Source organism: Curtobacterium sp. MCSS17_015 (assembly GCF_003234265.2).
Taxonomy (GTDB): domain Bacteria; phylum Actinomycetota; class Actinomycetes; order Actinomycetales; family Microbacteriaceae; genus Curtobacterium.
Map to the genome: position 1 here is coordinate 40,227 of NZ_CP126256.1, position 20,464 is coordinate 60,690.

At 73.1% G+C, this 20,464-nt stretch carries 20 protein-coding genes; 11 read left to right on the forward strand and 9 right to left on the reverse strand.

The genetic code is table 11. The features are described from left to right. Positions 1-24: 24 nt before the first annotated feature. On the reverse strand, positions 25-1,344 hold the full coding sequence (locus DEJ18_RS00195) for a PP2C family protein-serine/threonine phosphatase (protein ID WP_111209823.1): 1,320 nt from the start codon (positions 1,342-1,344) through the stop codon (positions 25-27). 134 nt (positions 1,345-1,478) lie between these two features. On the opposite strand from DEJ18_RS00195, the gene DEJ18_RS00200 reads away from it, so the two are divergent. Together DEJ18_RS00200 and DEJ18_RS00205 are read left to right on the forward strand one after the other, a co-directional pair. Then, on the forward strand, positions 1,479-2,147 hold the full coding sequence (locus tag DEJ18_RS00200; protein WP_258376857.1) for a nucleoside/nucleotide kinase family protein: 669 nt from the start codon (positions 1,479-1,481) through the stop codon (positions 2,145-2,147). A gap of 43 nt (positions 2,148-2,190) precedes the next feature. After that, the gene (locus DEJ18_RS00205; RefSeq protein ID WP_111209821.1) at positions 2,191-3,030 is read left to right on the forward strand and encodes an SDR family oxidoreductase; all 840 of its coding nucleotides are present in this window, start codon (positions 2,191-2,193) and stop codon (positions 3,028-3,030) included. 20 nt (positions 3,031-3,050) lie between these two features. Here DEJ18_RS00205 and DEJ18_RS00210 read toward each other — a convergent pair whose 3' ends face one another. The 4 genes from DEJ18_RS00210 to DEJ18_RS00225 all read right to left on the reverse strand — a co-directional run bounded on the left by DEJ18_RS00210 (position 3,051) and on the right by DEJ18_RS00225 (position 7,198). Beyond that, complete coding sequence (locus DEJ18_RS00210; protein WP_258376856.1) at positions 3,051-4,337, reverse strand: MFS transporter; 1,287 nt, start codon at positions 4,335-4,337, stop codon at positions 3,051-3,053. Beyond that, entirely contained in the window at positions 4,334-5,008 is a 675-nt protein-coding gene (locus DEJ18_RS00215; protein WP_111209819.1) for an HAD hydrolase-like protein, read from the reverse strand. Before DEJ18_RS00215 ends, DEJ18_RS00210 begins: the two co-directional genes overlap by 4 nt. Positions 5,009-5,069: 61 nt before the next feature. Beyond that, on the reverse strand, positions 5,070-5,765 hold the full coding sequence (nucS, locus tag DEJ18_RS00220; RefSeq protein WP_111209818.1) for an endonuclease NucS: 696 nt from the start codon (positions 5,763-5,765) through the stop codon (positions 5,070-5,072). A gap of 83 nt (positions 5,766-5,848) precedes the next feature. Continuing rightward, complete coding sequence (locus DEJ18_RS00225) at positions 5,849-7,198, reverse strand: MFS transporter (protein ID WP_111209817.1); 1,350 nt, start codon at positions 7,196-7,198, stop codon at positions 5,849-5,851. Between the two features lie 54 nt (positions 7,199-7,252). Between DEJ18_RS00225 and DEJ18_RS00230 the strand changes: the two genes are divergently transcribed. Beyond that, complete coding sequence (locus DEJ18_RS00230) at positions 7,253-8,464, forward strand: LacI family DNA-binding transcriptional regulator (protein WP_146241495.1); 1,212 nt, start codon at positions 7,253-7,255, stop codon at positions 8,462-8,464. Between the two features lie 49 nt (positions 8,465-8,513). Here DEJ18_RS00230 and DEJ18_RS00235 read toward each other — a convergent pair whose 3' ends face one another. Both DEJ18_RS00235 and DEJ18_RS00240 read right to left on the reverse strand, forming a co-directional pair. Continuing rightward, on the reverse strand, positions 8,514-9,848 hold the full coding sequence (locus tag DEJ18_RS00235) for an MATE family efflux transporter (RefSeq protein WP_111209816.1): 1,335 nt from the start codon (positions 9,846-9,848) through the stop codon (positions 8,514-8,516). A gap of 75 nt (positions 9,849-9,923) precedes the next feature. Then, positions 9,924-11,276, reverse strand: coding sequence for a uracil-xanthine permease family protein (locus DEJ18_RS00240; protein ID WP_111209815.1), 1,353 nt, complete (start codon positions 11,274-11,276; stop codon positions 9,924-9,926). Between the two features lie 201 nt (positions 11,277-11,477). On the opposite strand from DEJ18_RS00240, the gene DEJ18_RS00245 reads away from it, so the two are divergent. From DEJ18_RS00245 to DEJ18_RS00255, 3 genes are all read left to right on the forward strand, one after another. Beyond that, a complete protein-coding gene (locus DEJ18_RS00245; protein ID WP_111082748.1) occupies positions 11,478-13,442 on the forward strand; it encodes a M13 family metallopeptidase in 1,965 nt (654 codons plus the stop codon). Further along, positions 13,442-14,440, forward strand: a complete 999-nt coding sequence (locus DEJ18_RS00250; RefSeq protein WP_111082747.1) for a serine hydrolase — start codon at positions 13,442-13,444, stop codon at positions 14,438-14,440. Before DEJ18_RS00245 ends, DEJ18_RS00250 begins: the two co-directional genes overlap by 1 nt. Positions 14,441-14,642: 202 nt before the next feature. Further along, entirely contained in the window at positions 14,643-14,918 is a 276-nt protein-coding gene (locus tag DEJ18_RS00255) for a hypothetical protein (RefSeq protein WP_111209814.1), read from the forward strand. A gap of 18 nt (positions 14,919-14,936) precedes the next feature. Here DEJ18_RS00255 and DEJ18_RS00260 read toward each other — a convergent pair whose 3' ends face one another. Together DEJ18_RS00260 and DEJ18_RS00265 are read right to left on the reverse strand one after the other, a co-directional pair. Beyond that, entirely contained in the window at positions 14,937-15,386 is a 450-nt protein-coding gene (locus DEJ18_RS00260) for an NUDIX hydrolase (RefSeq protein WP_284178639.1), read from the reverse strand. Continuing rightward, a complete protein-coding gene (locus DEJ18_RS00265) occupies positions 15,383-16,687 on the reverse strand; it encodes a glutamyl-tRNA reductase (protein WP_111082745.1) in 1,305 nt (434 codons plus the stop codon). Before DEJ18_RS00265 ends, DEJ18_RS00260 begins: the two co-directional genes overlap by 4 nt. A gap of 74 nt (positions 16,688-16,761) precedes the next feature. On the opposite strand from DEJ18_RS00265, the gene hemE reads away from it, so the two are divergent. The 5 genes from hemE (at position 16,762) to DEJ18_RS00290 (ending at position 20,369) form a co-directional block, all read left to right on the forward strand. Further along, positions 16,762-17,907 (forward strand): uroporphyrinogen decarboxylase, encoded by a 1,146-nt coding sequence (gene hemE, locus DEJ18_RS00270; protein ID WP_111209812.1) that lies wholly within the window; start codon positions 16,762-16,764, stop codon positions 17,905-17,907. Then, positions 17,904-19,256, forward strand: coding sequence for a protoporphyrinogen/coproporphyrinogen oxidase (locus DEJ18_RS00275; RefSeq protein ID WP_111209811.1), 1,353 nt, complete (start codon positions 17,904-17,906; stop codon positions 19,254-19,256). The genes hemE and DEJ18_RS00275 overlap by 4 nt, the downstream gene beginning before the upstream one ends. A gap of 117 nt (positions 19,257-19,373) precedes the next feature. Next, entirely contained in the window at positions 19,374-19,640 is a 267-nt protein-coding gene (locus DEJ18_RS00280; protein WP_111082742.1) for a hypothetical protein, read from the forward strand. Continuing rightward, on the forward strand, positions 19,637-20,095 hold the full coding sequence (locus tag DEJ18_RS00285) for a phage holin family protein (protein WP_111082741.1): 459 nt from the start codon (positions 19,637-19,639) through the stop codon (positions 20,093-20,095). Before DEJ18_RS00280 ends, DEJ18_RS00285 begins: the two co-directional genes overlap by 4 nt. Positions 20,096-20,129: 34 nt before the next feature. Next, the gene (locus DEJ18_RS00290) at positions 20,130-20,369 is read left to right on the forward strand and encodes a DUF3618 domain-containing protein (RefSeq protein ID WP_258376855.1); all 240 of its coding nucleotides are present in this window, start codon (positions 20,130-20,132) and stop codon (positions 20,367-20,369) included. The last annotated feature ends 95 nt before the right edge of the window (positions 20,370-20,464 follow it).

Here is a 20,464-nt window from a genome sequence, read left to right on the forward strand (position 1 = left end):
AGCACTGCTCGGTCCCGGGGGCGCTCAGGACCGGGCGGCCTCGAGCTCCGGGTCGTACCGGATCGCGAGCACCGTGACGTCGTCCTCGTTGTGGCCCGCACGACCGCGCTCCTCGAGCCGCTCGACGAGGTGGTCGGGGTCCGGGTCCGCGACGGCGAACGCCTCGAACCGGTCGAGCGCCTCCAGACCGTCCCCGAACAGGTCGAGCACGCCGTCACTGACGCTCAGGATCACGTCCCCGGGGGAGAGCGCCGTCTCGTGCGTCGTCCACGCCGACCCGACACCGATCGGCAGGTCCGAGCTCCGGAGCCACTCGTGACCACCGTCCGCGCGGAGCAGCAGGGTCAGTCCGTGCCCGGCGTCCACCCACCGGGCGACACCGTCGACGCTGACGTGCAGGTGGAAGCACGTCGTGAACTGCTCGGTCGTCGGGGCGTCCAGACCGACGTCGAGGCCGGTGGCGGTCCGGCCGACGGCCTCGTTCGGGGCGCCGACCCGCACCGACGACCGGAGGACCGACCGGACGACGGCGGCGATCATGCCCGCGCCGACGCCCTTGCCCATGACGTCCCCGAGCGTGAACGCAGCGCCGTCAGTGATCGGGAACCAGTCGTAGAAGTCACCACCGACCGAGCGGGTCGGCAGGCACACGGCCCGGACCGTCAGCGCGGCCGGGATGTCCACGGCGGTCACGGGGAGCAACGAACGCTGCACGAGGGCGGCCTGGCTGATCTCCGCCTCGGCCTGCTGTCGCAGGTCCTGCATCGCCTGCAGCCGGACCGCGGCCTGGCGGGCGAGCTCGTTCGTGACGCCGGCGACCCCGATGAAGACCACGAGGACGACCACCAGGCGCACGATCTCGGCGGAACCGAGCTCCGTCTGCCCGACGACCGTCGGCAGGAGGAAGGTCACCGCGGTGCCGATCAGGGGGTACACGACGTGCTGACGACCCGGCCGGGCGGCGATCCAGATCACCGGCAGCAGCACCGCAGCGAGGAACGGTGAGCGCGCATCTCCGGTGCCGAACCGCAGCAGGCCGATCGCGACGAAGTCGAGCGCGGGGACGAGCAGCTCGAACCGAGCGAGCTCCGGTCGTGCCACGAGCAGTCCGGTGAACGCCAACCCGACCAGCGTCAGGCCCGCTCCCGCCCACATGCTCGGCGCGTTCGTGACCGTCAGCCAGGGGAGCAGCACGCTGCACACCGCGGCGACCACGGACACCGCGGCGATGACCACCTGGTTCGTCAGCGGGGTCGTCCTGGCTGACGACCGCACGGCCAGCGGCGCCGCACGGTCGGGAGCGGTGACCTGTGCGACGGCCGGGCCGGATGTCGTCTGCGCCATAGGTGACGAACGCTACCGCCCGTTCGTCGCCGGGGGAACGCGCCCGTTCGTGGGACACTGCACCCGCCGACGGGGAACCGGGCACGGTCGTCGGACGCTGTTCGTCCGGCCCCTGGATGCACGAGGATGGACGCGTGAGCACGCAGGAGACCCTGTCCGTCGACCAGGCCGTGGCACGTGCGGTGGCGCTCGCCGAGGCCGGCGGACGCAGCGTGGTCGGCATCGCCGGGGCACCGGGGGCGGGCAAGTCCACGCTCGCCCGTCGGATCGTCACCGAGGTCACGGACCGGCTCGGCGCGGGCGTCGCCGTGCAGGTCCCGATGGACGGCTTCCACCTGGCGAACACCGCGCTCGACGCCCTCGGCCGCCGCGACCGCAAGGGTGCGATCGACACCTTCGACGCGGCCGGGTACGTCGCACTCGTGCGCCGCCTGACCGCGGTCGACGGCACCGGTGGGACGGACGGCACCGGCTCCACCGTCTGGGCCCCCGACTTCGACCGACGCGTCGACCAACCGGTGGCCGGCAGCATCGCCGTGCCGCCCGAAACCGTGCTCGTCGTCTCCGAGGGCAACTACCTGCTCGACCGGACCGCCCCGTGGCGGGAGCTGCCCGGGCTGTTCACCGAGACGTGGGCCTGCGTCGTCGACGACTCGGTGCGGATCGACCGCCTGGTCGGTCGACACATGCGGCACGGCCGCGACCACGAGGGCGCCCGGAGGTGGGCGGTCGAGGTCGACGGTGCGAACGCCGTCCGCGTGACGGCGGACCTGCACCGGGCCTCCGTCCTGGTGCGGACCTGAGCACGTCCCACCCGACCGCACCACCGACCGACAGGAGCACGACGTGACCATCGCCATCACCGGGGCCACCGGCAACATCGGCGGCGCCGTCGCCCGCGCGCTCGCCGCGGACGGCGTGCCGTTCCGCATGCTCGTCCGCGACGCCTCCCGTGCCCCGCAGCTGCCCGGAGCGGAGGTCGCGGTCGCGACCTACGCCGACGCCGACGCGGCCCGCGCCGCCCTCGAGGGCGTGGACGTCCTCTTCCTGGTGTCCGGGGCGGAGGCCCGTGACCGGCTCGACCAGCACCGCACCGTCGTGCGCGCCGCGGCCGACGCGGGCGTCCGGCACGTGGTGTACACGTCCTTCCAGGGTGCCGCCGCCGACGCCACCTTCACGCTCGGTCGCGACCACTTCTGGACCGAGCAGGCTGTCCGCGACACCTCGATGGCGCACACGTTCCTGCGCGACTCGTTCTACCTGGACTTCGTCGAGGACCTGGTCGGCGAGGACGGCGTCATCCGTGGTCCGGCGGGCGACGGGGCGATGGCGGCGGTGGCGCGGGCCGACGTGGCTCGCGTGGCGACGGCGGTCCTCCGGGATCCTGCTCGGCACCTGGACCGGACGTACGACCTGACGGGACCGGCGGCGATCACCCTCGAGCAGGCGGCCGCGGTCGTCAGCGAGGTGCGCGGCCGGCCCGTGACCTACCACCGCGAGACGGTGGCGGAGGCCTACGCCTCACGGCAGCGGTGGGACCCGGAGCCGTGGCAGGCCGACGCCTGGGTGAGCACGTACACGGCGATCGGCGAGGGCGCGCTGGCGAAGGTGTCCGGGGACGTCGAGCGGGTCACCGGGCAGGCACCGATGTCGCTCCGGCAGGTCCTGGAGGCCCGGAGCGCCTGACCGCGTCGCCTGCGGCCCGTTCAGCGCACCTTGCGAGCCGACACCGACCCGACGACGCCGAGGAGCAGCACCGCCACGAGGACGGTCAGCAGCGGAGCCGTCCAGCCGCCGGTCGCACCGTGCAGTGCCCCGGCCACGAGCGGCCCCGCCGACCCGAGCAGGTACCCGCCGCCCTGCACGAACGCGGACAACCGCCGGGCGTCGTCGTCGTTCGACACGAGCCGCACGATGACGATGAAGATGATCGTGATCCCGCCGCCCTGGGCAGCGCCGCCGAGCACGGACCACAGCAGCCAGAGCTGCGGCGCGACGAGCAGCCCGAGCGGCATCGCCAGCCAGAAGAACGCGACGAGGACGATGATGACCCGCGGCCGGAACCGGCTCGCGAGCACCGGGACCCCGAGCGCACCGACGACGGCGAGGATCTGGAACACCGACGAGCTCGCGCCCGAGGACGCCGTGTCGAAACCGATCTCGTCGTGCAGGAGCGTCGGGATCCAGGCCGTCAGGGCGTAGTACGAGAACGCCTGCCCGCCGAACGCGAGCATGAGCCCCCACGTCACCCAGCGCTTGGCCGGGTGCGGCAGCGCCTCGATGACGGGGGCGGCCGGCTCCGCCGTGACCGTCCGGAGGGCGCCGGTGTCGAGCACCTGGTCGATCGGACCCGTCGCGGGCAGCGGCTCGGGGTCCCGGTCGACGCCGCGCCATGCGGCTGCCGCCCCGACCGTGTACGTCCACGCGGCGGCGGCGACGAGCGCCAGGACGCCCCACAGCGCGATGGCGATCGGCCACCCCCACGCGGCGGCGACGGGTGCCGTCCCGAGCGAGGTGATCATCGACCCGACGTTGAGCGCCGACGTGTAGACGCCGGTCACCAGACCGACCCGCTCGGGTGAGGTGTCACGACGGATCACGACGGGGATCACCACGTTGCCGATCGTGATCCCGATCCCGATCACCGCGGTGCCGACGAGCAGGGCGGCCTCGTGCGGGACCGACCGGACGACGGTGCCCACCAGCACGATGAGCAGCGACAGCGAGACGGCGCGCTCCGAGGTGAACCGGGCGATGACCCAGCTCGCGAACGGTGTCGCGAGGGCGAAGCAGAGGACCGGGATCGTGGTGAGGAGCCCGGCGACGGTCGCGGTCATGCCGAGGTCGGCGCGGACGTCCCCGATCACGGGGGCCGGCGCGACGATCGGTCCGCGGAAGTTCAGCGCGACGAGGACGATCGCGGCGGGCAGGAGCCAGGCGGCCCCACGGAGTCCGGCGCGGCCGGTCGCGGCCCGCTCGCCCGCGTCACTCACGCGTCGGGCAACAGGATCGGCAGCAGGTCGAGCGGGGTCGACGCCTGCGCGATGGTCCCCTCGGCCTCTGCGGGGGAGCCGTAGCCCCATTCGGCGAAGACCGTCGGCACGCCGTGCGCCGCGGCGCCCTCGACGTCGTGCAGCCGGTCGCCCACCAGCACGGGCCGGGAGACGTCGAACCCGCGGGCGGTGAGCCGCCGGAGCGCCTCTGCCACGACGTCGGCCTTGGCGGAGCGGACCTCGTCGTCGCTCGCGCCCGTGATGACGTCGATGTCCCCGGTCAGCCCGTAGTGCTCGAGGATGTACGTCGCCGGCGTCTCGGGCTTGCTCGTCGCGGTCGAGATCGGCAGGCCGGCCTCGTGCACGGTGTGCAGGACGACGTCGATGCCCGGGAACATCTGCGAGTCCAGTGCCCCGTGCGAGAAGTAGTGCTCGCGGTACACCGCCAGGGTGCGTTCGACGAGGGGTTCGTCCATGCCCATCGCGATGCGGAAGGTGTCGAGGATCGGCGGACCGACGAAGGACATGAGGGTGTCGCGGTCGGGCACGGGGACGCCGACCTGCCGGAACGTGTACGTCAGGCTCTCGAGGATGCCCGGCGCCGAGTCGCTGATGGTGCCGTCGAGGTCGAACAGGACGGCGGTGAACGGACGCTCCGGGCTGCTTGTCATGACCGGTCCAGCCTAGCCGCGGCGGACGGAGGGGACGGCGCGGGGGCGGGGCATCCCATACTCAGAACAGGCGGGCGTGCCCGCCCTCGATGCCGCGCATCTCGTCGTAGTCCAGGACCACGCAACGGATCCCGCGGTCCTCGGCCAGGGTGCGGGCCTGCGGGGCGAACGACTGCGCCGCCAGCACGCCCTGCACCGGGCGGAGGTGCGGGTCGCGGTTCATCAGTTCGAGGTATCGGGTGAGCTGCTCGACGGCGTCGATGTTGGCGTTCCGCTTCATCTCGACCGCGACGCTCGCACCGGCGTCGTCGCGCGCCAGGATGTCCACCGGGCCGATCGCGGTCATGTACTCGCGGCGGACCAGGGTGTGACCGTCGCCGAGGAGCTCGATCTGCTCGGCCAGGAGCTGCTGCAGGTGCGCCTCGACCCCGTCCTTCACCAGGCCCGGGTCGACGCCCAGGTCGTGGGACTCGTCGGCGAACACCTCGTGGATGCTGACGATCAGGCGGTCCTGCGTCTTCTTCTGCGTCACCGTCCACACCTGGGTGATGCCGGCGGCGGCCTGGTCCTCGTCCGGGTCGGCCATCGCGATCGAGCACGGCGGGCTCATCCAGTTGAGGGGCTTGTAGCTGCCGCCGTCCGAGTGGACGAGCAGCGAGCCGTCGGCCTTCAGCATGAGCAGCCGGTTCGCGAGGGGCAGGTGGGCCGACAGGCGACCGGCGTAGTCGACGGAGCAGCGGGCGATGACGAGACGCACGCGGGAAGCCTAACCGGCGTCGGGTCGTGACCCGGACCTCGAGTGCGGCCCTCCGGTTCGCCGTCGGGGCCGGGCCGGGCCCGTCAGCGTTCCGGTCGGACGTGCTCGCCGGTCCCGCCGGCCGCCGCCGGGTCGGTCATGGGGTCGTCACCGTCGGCCGGGAGGCCATCCGCGGCACCGGCACGCCGGTCACCGCCCCGCGCGGTGCGGTGGTCGTCCGCGATGGCGGCCGGGGTGCGCTCACGCGCGGCACCGGACACGAGGCCCGCGACGATGATGAAGACGAAGACGACGAGGAGCCCGCGCAGCAGCCCGAACTCCTCACCGAGGAACCCGATGAGCGGCGGGCCGGCGAGGAACGCCACGTAGCCGATGGTCGCCACCGCGCTCACCCGGGCAGCCGCGGTCCGCGGGTCGTCGGCCGCGGCGGACATGCCCATCGGGAAGCCCAGGCTCGCGCCGAGCCCCCAGAGCACGACGCCGACGATCGCGAGCGGCACGCTCGGCACGAAGATGAGGATGCCGAGTCCGACGACGGCGACGAGGGCGGAGACGCGCAGGACGGGGACGCGGCCGAACCGGTCGACGAGCGGGCTGCCGGCGACCCGGCCGATCGTCATGGCGGCGAGGAACACGGCGAGGACCGCAGCGCCACCCTCGTTCTCGAGCCCGTGGCCGTCGACCATGGCGAGCGGCAGCCAGTCGTTCGCGGACCCCTCGGCCAGCGCCATGCCGAGCACGATGAGCCCGATCAGGATCGTCGACGGCTGGCGCCACACGGCCCAGCGGGACACGGCGACCGGGACCGGGCTGGTGTCGGTCGGGACGTGGTCCTCGATGACACGCTCGTCGCCGAACGCCCGCACCGTGACGATCATCGCCAGTGCGGCCAGGACCCCCACGACGATGAAGTGCAGCGCGACCGGCACGTCGAAGCGCTCGGCGAGGGAGCCGAGACCGGCGCCGACGAGCGTGCCGACGCTGAACGACGCGTGGAACAGCGGCATGATCGTCCGGCCGCCGAGCCGTTCGGCCGTGGCGCCGGAGACGTTCATCGACACGTCGCAGAGGCCGTTGCCGAACCCGAGCGCGATGAGGAAGACCCAGACCGCCCAGAAGCCCCAGCCCGACGTGACCGCGACACCGGCCAGGACCATGCCCGCGGCGATGGCCAGCGCGGCGACCTGCACACCCCGGTGGGCGCCGAGCCGCGTCACGATGTGCCCGGCGAGGGTGAGACCCACGATCGACCCGATCGACGAACCGAGCACGAGGACGCCCATCGTGTCGGTCTCCGCGTCGAGGGCGTCGCGGACGCTCGGGATGCGACTGAGCCAGGTGGCCATCACGAGCCCGGAGAGGGTGAACACCACGAACACCGCGTTGCGCCAGGCACGTGTCGTCGGGGCGGAGCGGGTGACGGCCGTCGTCATGGAACTGTCCGATCGAATCGATTCGAGGAGGGGTAGCCGTTACGCTAACGACCGATGGACGACACGGCAAGTGACCTCGGCGCGTCGGGCACCCGCCCGGACGCGGACCGCGCTGCACGGCCGGGCGACGCCGCCGGGGCCGGCGGTGCTGCCCGGCGACCCGACGCAGCGGAGGTGACCCGGGCCTCCCGGTCCGGTCGCGCAGCCCGACCGACGCTCGCCGCCGTCGCCCGCGCGGCCGGCGTCGCACCGTCCACCGCCTCCCTCGCCTTCAGCGGCAGCGGGCCGGTGTCCGAGGACACCCGACAGCGCATCCTCGCCGTAGCCGCCGAACTCGGTTACGACGGACCCGACCCGCGCGCCCGCTCGCTGCGCCGAGGCCGCTCCGGCGTCATCGGCGTCGTGCTCGACGACCGGTTGAGCGACGCCTTCCGCGACCCCGTGAACGTGCTGACCCTCGACGGCATCGCCGAGGTCGCCGGTGCCGCCGGGGTGTCGCTGCTGCTCGTCCGGAGCCCGCTCGACGACGAGCGCGGGATGGCACCGCTCGTCGACGCCCCGATGGACGCCGTCATCCTCATCGGGTGCAACGTGCGCATCGACCCGGCGGTCGCGGTCCTGCGGCGGCGGTCGATCCCCGTCGTGGCGATCGAGGCCGACACCATCGAGGGCGCCGTCCCCGTGCACCTCGACAACCGTGAGGCGTCCCGACGGGCTGCCGCGTACCTCCGGGACCTCGGCCACGAGCAGGTCACCGTCGTCACCCTGCCCCTCGACAGCGCACGCGAGCGCGGCCCGGTCGACCCGGACCGGGAGCGCTTGTCGTCCGCCTTCACCACGACAGAGCGGCTCCGCGGCGTCCGCGGCGTCTACCCGGACGCGCCGGCGATCGCGACGGCGGGCAGTTCGGTGGAGGAGGGGCGCATCGCCGGGGCAGCGCTCTTCGCGCCCGGGGTCGAGCCGCCCACCGCGGTCGTCGCGCAGAGCGACCTGCTCGCGGTCGGCGTGATCTCCGCCGCGCTCGAGGCCGGACTCCGCGTCCCGGAGGACGTCAGCGTCGTGGGGTTCGACGGCATCCAGGTGGACGACAGCCTGCTGCACCGCTCGCCGATCCGGCAGCTGACCACGCTCGTGCAGCCGTTCGTGCCGAAGGGCGAGGCGGCTGCCCGGGCGGCGCTCGCCATGCTCGAGGGGGAGTCGCCGGAGCCGGCTTCGTTCCGGTCGGAGCTGCGGATCGGGGACACCACGGCGGCGCCGCGGGGGTAGCGGCGATGGTCGCCTGCACGGGTCGTCGCCAGCCGGGAGGCGCGCCCCGTCACCGCGCCAGTGCCGCCGCGATCCACCCCGGCCGGTGCGCCCGCAGCCCGAGCGTCACCGCGCGCACGCCGATGTACCCGAACGAGAACACCGCCCACAGCGATGCCAGGCCGTCCCCGAGCCACCACAGCAGCGGCAGGTACACGACCAGGTTCACGACCCCCGCGAGCGCCAGGTACCGGGCGTCACCCGCGCCGATGAGCACCCCGTCGAGCACGAAGACGTACCCGGCGACCGGCAGCCCCGCGGCGATGAGGACCAGCACGAGGGGGAGCGCCGCCCGGACCGCTTCGGAGTCCGAGAACACCGGCCCGAGGACGCCGCTGGCGGCGAACGTGAGCACCCCGAGCAGGACGCCGCCCGCGATGCCGAGCACCACGAGCCGCCCGGTCACGAGCTGCACCCGTTCGGCGTCCCGCGCCCCGAGGGCGTGCCCGACCAGGGCCTGCCCCGCGATCGCGAGCGCGTCGAGCGCGAACGCCACGGTGCCGAAGACGGTCAGGCCGATCTGGGTCGTGGCGAGGCCGATCGTGCCGAGGCCGGTCGCGGTGGCGATCGTCGCCAGCATCGCGACCCGCAGGGATGCGGTGCGGAGGAAGAGCCAGGCTCCGGACCGCAGCGCCCGCGCGACCCCGGAGGCGCCCGGCCGGAGCGGCGCACCCGAGGCACGGGCCGCGCGGACCGCGATGCCGACGTACACCGCGGCCATCGCCCACTGGACGACGACGGTGCCCGCCGCCGACCCCACCACACCCCACCCGAGGCCGTAGACGAGCAGCGCGTTGAGGAGCCCGTTGGCGACGAACCCCACGGTCGCGACGACGAGCGGCGTGCGGGTGTCCTGCAGGCCGCGCAGCAACCCGGTCGAGGCCGTGACCACGAGGATGCCCGGCAACCCGATCAGCGAGACGGTGAGGTACGCGGTGGCGGCGGCCGAGACCTCCGGCGTGGCACCGAACAGGTCGATGAGCGGTCGGGCGAGCGGCCACCCGACGAGCGCGAGCACGACACCGAGACCGAGCGCGAGCCACATCCCGTCGATGCCCGCGTGCACCGCCCCGCGTCGGTCGCCGGAACCGAGGGCCCGCGCCACGGCCGGTGTCGTCGCGTAGGCGAGGAAGACCAGGAGGCCCGTGACCGTCTGCAGGACCGCGCTCGCCACGCCGACGGCGGCGAGCGGCGTCGCACCGAGGTGCCCGACGAGCGCGGTGTCCGTCAGCAGGAAGAGCGGCTCGACGACGAGCGCGCCGAGCGCCGGCAGCGCGAGCCGGACGATGTCGCGGTCGACGGCTCGTCGGACGTGGCGGCGGTCGGTCTCGGACGCGGAGGGCACCAGGACATCCTGCCGGTCGGTACGGTCGACGCGTGGACGTCGCCGCCCTGGCTGACGGCACGCCCGCCCGGCAGGTCAGGCGCGCTCGCGTCCGTCCACCCGCGGCTCGACGGGGATGCCGCCGGTCGCTGCGCGGTCGGCGTCGGTCGCGTCCGGCGTCGCCGGGTCCGTGCCCCGGGCGCGGCCGATGAGGTCCATGAGGTGGTAGACCACGATCGCGGCGATGGTGCCGATGATGATGCCGCCGAAGGTCGCCCCGCCGAACGAGAACGTGAAGTCGGCGATGCCCATGATGAGCGCGATGCCCGCGGTGAGCTGGTTCTTCGGCTTGGCGAAGTCGACGCGGTTCTCGACCCAGATGCGGATCCCGATGACTCCGATGAGGCCGTAGAGCGCCGTCGTCGCACCGCCGAGCACCCCTGGTGGCACGGTCGAGATGACCGCGCCGATCTTCGGCGAGAGCCCGAGGAGCACGGCCGCGACGGCCGCCACCCAGTACGCGGCGGTGGAGAACACCCGCGTCGCCGCCATCACGCCGATGTTCTCGCCGTAGGTCGTGGTGGCGGAACCGCCGCCGACGCCGGCGAGCACGGTCGAGACCCCGTCGGCGAACAGTGCGCGGCCGGTCAACGGCGTGAGGTCGCGGCCCGTCAGCTGGCCGACGCCCTTGACGTGGCCCACGTTCTCGGCGACCAGGGCGAGCACGACCGGCAGGAACCCGAGGTAGACGGCGGTCTGCGACAGGTCGAACGCCGGTGCCGTGAAGGTCGGCAGCCCGACCCAGGCGGCGTCCTGCACCGCGCCGAGGTCGACCTCGCCCGCGACGAGAGCGGCGAGGTAACCGACGATGACCCCGACGACGATCGACAACCGACCGACCAGTCCCGTGAACAGCACGGTGCAGAGGACGATCGCGGCGAGGGTGATCGCCGCCACGACGGGAGCCTCGACGAAGTTGTCCCGCGCGGCCGGAGCGAGGTTGAACCCGATGAGCGCGACGATCGCACCGGAGACCACGGGGGGCATGAGACGGTCGATCCACCCGGCACCCGCCAGGTGCACGATCCCGCCGACCACCGCGAGCAGTGCTCCGACGACGATGATGCCGGACAGCGCGAGCGGGATCCCGCCGATCTCCGTCGCGGCCCCGATCGGTGCGAGGAACGCGAACGACGAGCCGAGGTAGCTCGGCAGGCGGTTGCCGGTGACGACCAGGAACAGGATCGTGCCGATGCCGCTGAACAGCAGGGTCGTCGACGGCGGGAAGCCCGTGATGAGCGGGACCAGGAACGTGGCACCGAACATCGCGACGACGTGCTGCACGCCGAGGCCGATCGTCCGGCCCCAGGTGAGTCGTTCGTCCGGCGCCACGATCGCCGATGCGGAGACGGTGCGGCCGTCGCCGTGCAGCTTCCAAGGGAGTCCCATGCGACGACCGTACCGGGCAGTCGCGCTCCGACGGGCGCTGGCGACGGCCCTGTTGAGGACGGCCTGGCGTTCGAGATCGGCCGACCGGGTTCGGCTGGGTTCTCGGGTCGACGACGACGGCGGCCTGCGGCAGGGCCACGACCTCCTGTTCGACGACGGGACCGGGTGGCGGACCGGGGACCGGTGGCTATCGTGGAGACCATGACCGACGTCGCAGGCACCACCGGAATCCGCACCGACGAACTCGACGAGTCGGTGCGGCCGCAGGACGACCTCTACCGGCACGTCAACGGCAGGTGGATCGCCGACACCCCGATCCCGGACGACAAGGCCCGGTACGGGTCCTTCACCGTCCTGGCGGAAGAGGCCGAAGCGGCCGTGCGCACGATCATCGAGCGCGCGCAGCACGCCGAGCCGGGCACCGAACAGCGGAAGGTCGGCGACCTCTTCACGTCGTTCACCGACGAGGTCGCCCTCGAGTCCGCGGGCTCCGGGCCGATCGAGCCGCTCCTGGCCGACATCGCCGCGATCGAGGACAAGAACGACGTGCTCCGCATGGTCGGTCGCTTCGAGCGGCTCGGGCTGCCGAGCTTCATCCAGCTCTTCGTGGACAACGACCCGGGCGACCCGGACGCCTACATCGTGTTCCTCGAGCAGTCCGGTCTCGGCCTGCCCGACGAGTCGTACTACCGCGAGGACCGGTTCGCCGACATCCGCGAGAAGTACCGCGAGTTCGTCGGCTCGATGTTCCCCCTGGCCGGCTACGACGAGAGCGGCGACCGGACCGAGCACGTCATCGCGCTCGAGACGGCCATCGCCTCGGCGCACTGGGACAACGTCGCCACGCGCGACAGCCAGAAGACCTACAACAAGCTGCCGTGGGACGAGGTGTCGGCGCTCGCCGAGGGCGTCGACCTCCGCATCTGGTGGGACGCGATCGCCGCGCCCGCCGGGGCCTTCGACACCGTCGTGGTCCGACAGCCGTCGTTCCTGACGGGTCTCGCGCAGCTCTTCCGCGAGCAGCCGCTGCCCGTCTGGAAGGACTGGCTCTGCTGGCAGGTGATCCGGGCCTCCGCCCCGTACCTCACCAGTGCGTTCTCGGCGACGAGCTTCTCGTTCTACGGCACCGCGCTGACGGGTGCGCCGAAGCAGCGTGACCGCTGGAAGCGCGGTGTCTCGCTCGTCGAGGGTGCCATGGGCGAAGCGGTCGGTCGCATCTACGTCGAGGAGCACTTCGACGAGACCTCGAAGGCGACGATGGACGACCTCGTCGCGAACCTGGTCGAGGCCTACCGGCAGAGCATCACCGGACTCGAGTGGATGACCGACGAGACCCGTGCCCGCGCGCTCGACAAGCTCGACAAGTTCACGCCGAAGATCGGCTACCCGGTGAAGTGGCGCGACTACAGCGCCCTGCCCATCCGACCGGACGACCTGCTCGCCAACGTCCGGGCCATCGCGTCGTTCCAGGTCGACCGCGAGCTCGGCAAGATCGGGAAGCCGATCGACCGCGACGAGTGGTTCATGACCCCGCAGACGATCAACGCGTACTACAACCCGGGCTTCAACGAGATCGTGTTCCCCGCGGCGATCCTGCAGTTCCCGTTCTTCGAGGCGACCCGCGACGCCGCGGCCAACTACGGCGCGATCGGCGCGGTCATCGGGCACGAGATCGGGCACGGCTTCGACGACCAGGGTTCGCAGTACGACGGTGACGGCCGCCTGCAGAACTGGTGGACCGAGGCCGACCGCCAGGCGTTCGAACAGCGGACGAAGGCCCTCATCGCGCAGTACGACGCGCTCGTGCCGACCGAGGTGCCGGACGGCCACGTCAACGGTGCGCTGACGATCGGCGAGAACATCGGTGACCTCGGCGGGCTCTCGATCGCGTGGAAGGCGTACCTGATCTCGCTCGACGGCGCCGAGCCTCCCGTCATCGACGGTCTGACCGGTGCCGAGCGCTTCTTCCTCAGCTGGGCGCAGGCCTGGCGGATGGCGATCCGTCCGGAGGAGGCCGAGCGCCTGCTCAGCATCGACCCGCACTCGCCGAACGAGTTCCGCTGCAACCAGATCGTGCGCAACATCGACGTGTTCTACGACACCTTCGCCGTCTCGGACAGCGACGCGATGTACCTGGCTCCGGCCGAGCGCGTCGCCATCTGGTGATGGTGGAGCCGGACGCGCCGCACTCGTCGCGCCGGCGCCGCCCCGGACGTCCCGGCGACGGCGGTCACCCCGACGGCGGTGCTGCCGGGAGCGGCTCCGCGGGCGGGGGCCGTGCCGGTGGTGGCGGCCGCAGTCGGGGGAAGCACCGGGGAGGCGCGGACGAGCGCTTCACGGCGACGACCGAGGCGCTCGGCGCGATCGCGGTGGACGGCGCCGGGGTGAGCGCGTCGATCATCGACACGTCCACCGGGCGGGCGCTGCTCGCGATCGACGACCGCCTCGTGCAGCCCGTGGCGAGCCTCGGGCGGGTGCTGCTCCTCATCGAGGTCGCGGCGCAGCTCGAGGACGGTCGCCTGCACGGTGACCGGCTCCAGCGGATGGCCCGCGACACCGCGACCGGGGCCGGCCTGTGGCAGTTCCTGCAGGAGCCGACCATGCAGGTGTCGGACCTGGCGACCCTGGTCGGAGCCACCGCGGACGCCTGGGCGACGAACGCGCTGCTCACCACGGTCGGGATCGACGCCGTGCGGTCCCGGGCGGAGTCACTCGGGATCGAACGGACCGCCCTCATCGACCGGGTGCGTGACCGCCGCGGGCCGGACGACGCCCCGGACGTGTCGGTCGCCAGCGCGGGGGAACTGAGCTGGCTGTTCCGGGGACTCGCGCTCGGTGAGGTCGTCGACGAGGCGGTGTCGAACCGCGTGCTCGGCTGGTCGTCGCTCGCCGCCGACATGTCGCTCGTCGCGGGGTCGTTCGGGCTCGACCCGCTCGCACACCGGGCGCTCGACCACGGCCTGCAGTCCGTCGCCGTCACCGGTTCCGGACCGGGCGTCCGCGCGGAGGCCGGGGTGCTCCGCGGGCCGGCGTCGTCGGTCTGCTACGCGGTCACGGTCCGGTTCGAGGACGACTCGTTGCAGCGTCGCCTCGCGGTCGTCGACGCCCTGCGCACCATGGGGACCGAGGTGCTCGAGGTCGTGCACGCCCCCGCCGAGCGCTGAGCACCGCGCGTCCCGGCCCGGCACCTCGTCCCGTCCGGCATGTCGACGGGCCCGGCCGGCCGCCCGGTCCGACACGTCGCACCTCGTCGCCACGAGGTGCACCGCGCACGTCCTCCCACGAACGCACCGTCGCACAGCCGGATCGGGCAGGATCGGCAGCGGGCACGTCGACGACGACGTGCGGACACGGAAGGACAGACCGATGGCAGCAGGCAAGCACGAGGCAGCACGCGGCGACGAGGACCGCGCGGACGGCGTGGACGAGCGTGCGGGGGAGTTCGTGGACAGCGAGATCCCCGGCGAGCACCGCGTCACCGACGACGAGCCGGTCGGCGAGTTCGTGTCGAGCGACATCCCCGGGGAACGGCGCCCCGAGTCCGCGGGTGAGCAGGGTGAGTACGTCGAGTCGGACATCCCCGGCGACGTCGAGCCCGGTGGTCCCGAGACGGCTGGCGAGTACACCGACCGCGACCGGTGACAGCGAGGCGGGCCGGCCTCAATCGACGAGGTCGGCCTGCGTCAGCAGGCGGAGCGTCTCCACCCCGGCCGGCGGGCAGCGCCCGGCGTCGGCGGAGGTGACCCACTCCACCTCGTCGACCTCGGCCGAGGGGACGGGCGTGGCCGTGTCGAGCGCGCCTCCCGGCCGGGCCAGGAACAGGGTCATCGCGACGACCGTGCCCGGCGCCTGCCCGTGGGCCGGCTCGGTCACGGTGGCGAACTCGTCGACGTCGGCTGCGCCGAGGCGCAGCCCGGTCTCCTCGAACGCCTCGCGGACGGCCGCGTCGACGGCGCTCTCCCCGGGCTCGACCTTGCCGCCCGGCAGGTAGAGCACGTCGCGCCCTCGGGCCCGGACCATGAGCACACGTCGGTCGCGGACGAGCAGGAGTGCGCTGACGTCCAGGACGGGACCGCCGGCCGGGAGGCCCGGACCGGCCGAGCCGGTCAGCTCGCGTCCGCCTCGTCGTCGCGCACGCGCGCGGCCCGTTCGGCCAGGGGCACGACGGCGGACGGCACGTCCGCGGCGGGCTCGGGGCGGACCCCGAAGAGGGCGTCCAGGGCCCCGGTGAAGTCGTCGCCGCGTCCGGCACGACCGAGCTCGCGGGCGCGCACGGAGGGCCGGTGCAGGAGCACGCCGACGAGGTGTCGGAGTGCACGTTCGGTCTGCTCGGCGGACTCCGGGGTGGTGTCGCCGCGACGCTTCACGCGGTCGATCTCGTCGTCGAGGATGTCGAACACGTGCTTGCGGAGGGCGACGAGCGCGGGGGTCGTCGACTGCTCGAGGGCCTGTGCGCGGAAGCGGGAGACGGCGTCGTCGACGATGGCGCGCGCTTCGGTCTCGGCGTTCAGTTCGGCGATCGGGGCGTGGATGCTGATCGTCTCGAGGTCGAGCAGTTCGACGCCGTCGACGTCGGCGGCGTCGGGATGCACGTTGCGGGGGAGGCCGAGGTCGATCACGATGCGGCGGGCACCGTCGTCGAGGTCGCATGCCTCCACGACGGGCACCTCGCTCGACGTGCAGGTGATGACGACGTCGCTCGTGCCGATCGCGGTGCGCAGGTCGGTGGCGGCGACGAGGTCGTGCTTCGCGGCGAACCACGGCGCCCGGCCGGACGGTGAGAAGACCTGGATGTGCTCGGCTCCGCGGTCACGCAGGGCGGCGATGGTGGTGGCGGCGTAGCTGCCGGTGCCGACGAGCAGCACGCGCGTGCCGGCCCAGTCGGTGATGCGCGAGGACGCGAGCTCGAGTCCGAGGCGGACGAGCGACCGCCCGGCGGCACCGATGCGGGTGCGGGTCTTGACGCCGCGTGAGGTGTGCGCGGCCTCCTGGAAGAGCCGCTCGAGGTCCGAGGTGGTGGTGCCGTTGCGGCGGGCGTCCTCGAGCGCCCGCCGGACCTGCCCGGAGATCTCGGTCTCGCCGACGACGACGGACTCGAGCCCGCTCGACACGGCGAAGAGGTGCTGCACGACGTCCCCGCCACCCAGGACCTGCACGGAGTCGAGGACCTCGTCCGCCTGCAGTTCGCTCGCTGCCGAGACGGCCTCCACCGTGGCACGGACGGCGGCGTCGTCATCACCGGCGATGTCGAGGTAGGCCTCGAACCGGTTGCACGTGGCGAGGACCACGGCGCCGTCGAGGACGTCCGAGTCCGTGACGAGGCGGCTGGCGGCCGCGGGTGCTCCGATGCTCAGACGCTCCAGGAGGTCGAAGCTGGCGTTGCGATGCGACGCCGTGAGACAGATGAGCACGTGTTCAATGGTAACCCCGGCGTCCCGAGCACCGGGTCGGGGAGCCGTCCTGTTCGCGGTGCGAGAATCATCCGGTGACCGACGCGCTCCCGACCACCCATCCGCTCGCCGACGGCCGCACCGCGGGCTCCAGGCTCGTCCGCGCCCTCCGCGGGGACCGGCCGGAGACGCTGCCGGTGTGGTTCATGCGGCAGGCCGGACGGTCGTTGCCGGAGTACCGGGAGCTCCGCGTCGGGACGGCGATGCTCGACGCGTGCCTCGACCCGGCCCTGGCGTCGGAGATCACCCTGCAGCCGGTCCGTCGGCACGGGGTCGACGCCGGCATCTTCTTCAGCGACATCGTCGTGCCGATCAAGCTCGCGGGTGTGGACGTCGAGATCGTCCCCGGTCGCGGTCCGGTCCTCGCGTCGCCGGTGCGGTCGGCGGCGGACGTCGACGCCCTGCGCTCCCTCGAGCCGGAGGCCCTCGCCCCGATCACCGAGGCCGTCGCGCGGACGGTCGCGGAGCTCGGCAGCACGCCCCTGATCGGCTTCGCGGGTGCGCCGTTCACCCTCGCCGCGTACCTGGTCGAGGGCGGCCCGTCGAAGGACCACATCCGTGCCCGGACGTTGATGCACGCCGAGCCGGAGACGTGGTCGCGCCTGCTCGACTGGGCCGCCGACGTGTCGGGGGCGTTCCTCCGTGCGCAGGTGCTCGCGGGTGCCTCGGCCGCGCAGCTGTTCGACTCGTGGGTGGGATCGCTGTCGCGTGCGGACTACGTGTCCCGGGTCGCCCCGCACTCGGCACGGGCACTGTCCCACGTGACCGACCTCGGCGTCCCCCGGATCCACTTCGGTGTCGGCAGCGGCGAGGTGCTCGCTGACATGGCCGCGGTCGGCGGCCACGACGGCGGTCGGGACGGCGCCGTCGACGCGGTCGGTGTGGACTGGCGTCTGCCCCTGGACGAGGCCGTGCAGCGCGTCGGCGGCGACGTGACGCTGCAGGGCAACATCGACCCCGCGATGCTCTCGGCCCCGTGGGACGTCCTCGAGGTCCACGTCCGCGACGTCGTCCGTCGCGGTGGAGCCGCCCGGGCGCACGTCGTCAACCTCGGGCACGGGGTGCCGCCGGAGACCGACCCGACCGTGCTCACCCGCGTGGTCGAGCTCGTGCACTCGCTCGGCGACGGGACGCAGGCCGACCAGACCCGGACCGACCCGGGCGGGAGCGCCGCGGCATGACCGACGTCGTCGTGGTCGGCGGCGGCGTCGCCGGGCTGGTCGCCGCGCGTGACCTCGCGAAGGGCGGCGCGCACGTCGTGCTCCTCGAGGCCTCCGGCGTGCTCGGCGGGATGATCCGTCGGCACACGGTCGCGGGCCTCGACCTCGACATGGCGGCGGACTCGTTCGCGACCCGGACGGACGCCGTGTCCTCGCTCGCCGTCGAGCTCGGCCTCGGCAACGACATCGTCTCGCCGGACCCACGGGGAGCGTGGTTGATGACCCGTGATGGCCGGACCGCCCCGATCCCCTCGACCGGCCTGCTCGGGATCCCGGGGACCCCGATGGCGGCGGACGTCATCGCGGTGGTCGGCGGCGCGGGCGCCCTCCGCGCGCAGATGGACGCGCTGCTGCCCTCGCCGATCGGGGCGCGGGCGAGCTCGCTCGGCGCGATGGTCCGGAGTCGGATGGGCGCGACGGTCCTCGACGACCTCGTGGTGCCGGTGGTCGCGGGCGTGCACTCGACGCATCCGGACGACCTCGACCCCGACCGTGTGGCGCCCGGGCTGCGTGCCGCCCTGCAGCGTGAGGGGTCGCTCGCCCGCGCGGTGCTCGCCCTCCGCAAGCGTGCCGTGGCCGGGTCCGCCGTGCAGGGTCTCCGCGGCGGGATCGCCCGGTTGGTGGACGAACTCGTCGCCGACCTCGACACCTACCGGGTCGACGTCCGGCTGCACACCCGTGCCACCCGGGTCGAGCGGGCCGCGGTGGAGACGGCCTCGGCGGACGGCCGGACCGAGCGCCTGACCGCGGACCACGTGTTCGCGACCGTCGCCGACCCGGCCCGGACGGCGGCCCCGCGGCGGTCCGGCATCGAACTCGTCACCCTGGTCGTGGACCGGCCCGAACTCGACGACGCCCCGCGCGGCACCGGGATGCTCGTCCACCCCGCCGCGACGGGCGTGGCCGCCAAGGCGCTCACGCACGCGACGGTGAAGTGGCCGTGGCTAGCGGAACGTGCGGCCGGGAGGCACGTGCTGCGACTCAGCTACGCCCTGCCCCCGGCGGGCTCGGGGTCGACGACCGGCGCTGCCGACGCGACGGACGCGGACGATGTGGCCACGAGCCTCCCGGTCGACCCGGCCGGTCCGGTGAGCGCGCGGGCGACGACGGACGCGACCGCGTTGCTCGGGCTGCCCGTCGGGCCCGAGCACGTCGTCGGAGCCGCGCGTGTCCGCTGGCACGGACCGGACGCCGAGGCCGCCGGACTGGCGGACGGTGTGGTCGGGATCGGCGAGGCGTCCTCCGGCCGGGGGTTGTCCGGCATCGTGACCGCGGCCCGTGCCGCCGCTGGACGCATCCTGGATTCCTGAGCGGACCGCGGACCCGCCGAGGGCTACTGTTGGGGGAACCGTCGGACACATGCCGATCGGTGCATGACCCACACACGGTGCATCACCAAGCACACTGACCCAACGGAGGAATCGCTCATGCGAGGAAAGCTCCTGTTCGTCGCCGGCGCAGCACTCGGGTACGTCCTGGGATCGCGAGCCGGTCGGGCGCGGTACGAGCAGATCAAGACCGTCAGCGGCAAGATCTGGAACAGCAACGGCGTCCAGAAGAGCGTCCACGACGTCGAGGGCTTCGTGCAGGACCGCACGCCCGACGTCGCCGACTTCATCGGTGAGCAGACCAAGAAGGTCGTCCGCAAGGTGAGCTCGAAGGCGTCGGCCGACAAGGGCTCGCAGATCTCATGACCGACACACGCGACCGGAAGTCGCGGTCGCTGTTCGGCCTCGTGAAGGACGTCCCCGACCTCGTCAAGGACCTGGTGCAGGGGGAGATCGCCCTCCTCAAGGCCGAGATGATCGGCAAGGCGAAGGTCTTCGCGGTCGCCGCCGGCATCCTCGTCGCCGCGCTCGTCATCGTCCTCTACGCGATCGGCGTGCTCCTCACCGCAGCGGTGATGGGACTCGCGACCGTGATGCCGGCGTGGCTGGCGGCGCTGCTCCTCGCGGTGCTGATGCTCATCGTCGCCGCGGTTCTCGGGCTCATCGGCTGGAAGCGGCTCAAGAAGGGCCTGCCGGTCACGCCGAAGCGCACGATCGCCAGCGTCAAGAACGACGTCAACGCGGTGAAGGGCCTCGGCCGCAAGCCGACCCCGGAGACGCAGCGCGCCTCGCGCAAGCCGGACGTCGACGGCCGGTTCTGACCCCCGTCATCCCCACGACTCCACCGGAGGACCAGTGACCGACCCCCAGGACGAGCACGGCGCGATCGCCGACCGTGTCGCCGCCACCCGTGCCCAGCTGTTCGACACGCTCGACGCCATCGAGGACAAGCTCAACGTCCCGAAGCAGCTCGGCTTCGCGGCGTCGAAGGTCAAGCGCGGCCTCGACGAGAACCCGGTGCCGTACCTGGCCGGGCTCGCAGCGGGAGTGGCAGTGGTCGGGGGTATCGTCGTAGCGGCGCTCCGACGGCGGTGATCCACACGCGGCGAGCCCTCGCGAGCCGCGGTGGACGATCGTCCCGGACGCCCGCTCGGCGAAGGGGGCCGGCGAACCACACCCCCGGCAGACGT

What these genes read in the sequence shown, in the direction of transcription:
- DEJ18_RS00195 (WP_111209823.1), bottom strand. Translation starts at nt 1,344, where the DNA reads ATGGCGCAGACGACATCCGGCCCGGCCGTCGCACAGGTCACCGCTCCC.
- DEJ18_RS00215 (WP_111209819.1), bottom strand. Translation starts at nt 5,008, where the DNA reads ATGACAAGCAGCCCGGAGCGTCCGTTCACCGCCGTCCTGTTCGACCTC.
- DEJ18_RS00225 (WP_111209817.1), bottom strand. Translation starts at nt 7,198, where the DNA reads ATGACGACGGCCGTCACCCGCTCCGCCCCGACGACACGTGCCTGGCGC.
- DEJ18_RS00230 (WP_146241495.1), top strand. Translation starts at nt 7,253, where the DNA reads ATGGACGACACGGCAAGTGACCTCGGCGCGTCGGGCACCCGCCCGGAC.
- DEJ18_RS00240 (WP_111209815.1), bottom strand. Translation starts at nt 11,276, where the DNA reads ATGGGACTCCCTTGGAAGCTGCACGGCGACGGCCGCACCGTCTCCGCA.
- DEJ18_RS00245 (WP_111082748.1), top strand. Translation starts at nt 11,478, where the DNA reads ATGACCGACGTCGCAGGCACCACCGGAATCCGCACCGACGAACTCGAC.
- DEJ18_RS00250 (WP_111082747.1), top strand. Translation starts at nt 13,442, where the DNA reads ATGGTGGAGCCGGACGCGCCGCACTCGTCGCGCCGGCGCCGCCCCGGA.
- DEJ18_RS00255 (WP_111209814.1), top strand. Translation starts at nt 14,643, where the DNA reads ATGGCAGCAGGCAAGCACGAGGCAGCACGCGGCGACGAGGACCGCGCG.
- DEJ18_RS00275 (WP_111209811.1), top strand. Translation starts at nt 17,904, where the DNA reads ATGACCGACGTCGTCGTGGTCGGCGGCGGCGTCGCCGGGCTGGTCGCC.
- DEJ18_RS00280 (WP_111082742.1), top strand. Translation starts at nt 19,374, where the DNA reads ATGCGAGGAAAGCTCCTGTTCGTCGCCGGCGCAGCACTCGGGTACGTC.
- DEJ18_RS00285 (WP_111082741.1), top strand. Translation starts at nt 19,637, where the DNA reads ATGACCGACACACGCGACCGGAAGTCGCGGTCGCTGTTCGGCCTCGTG.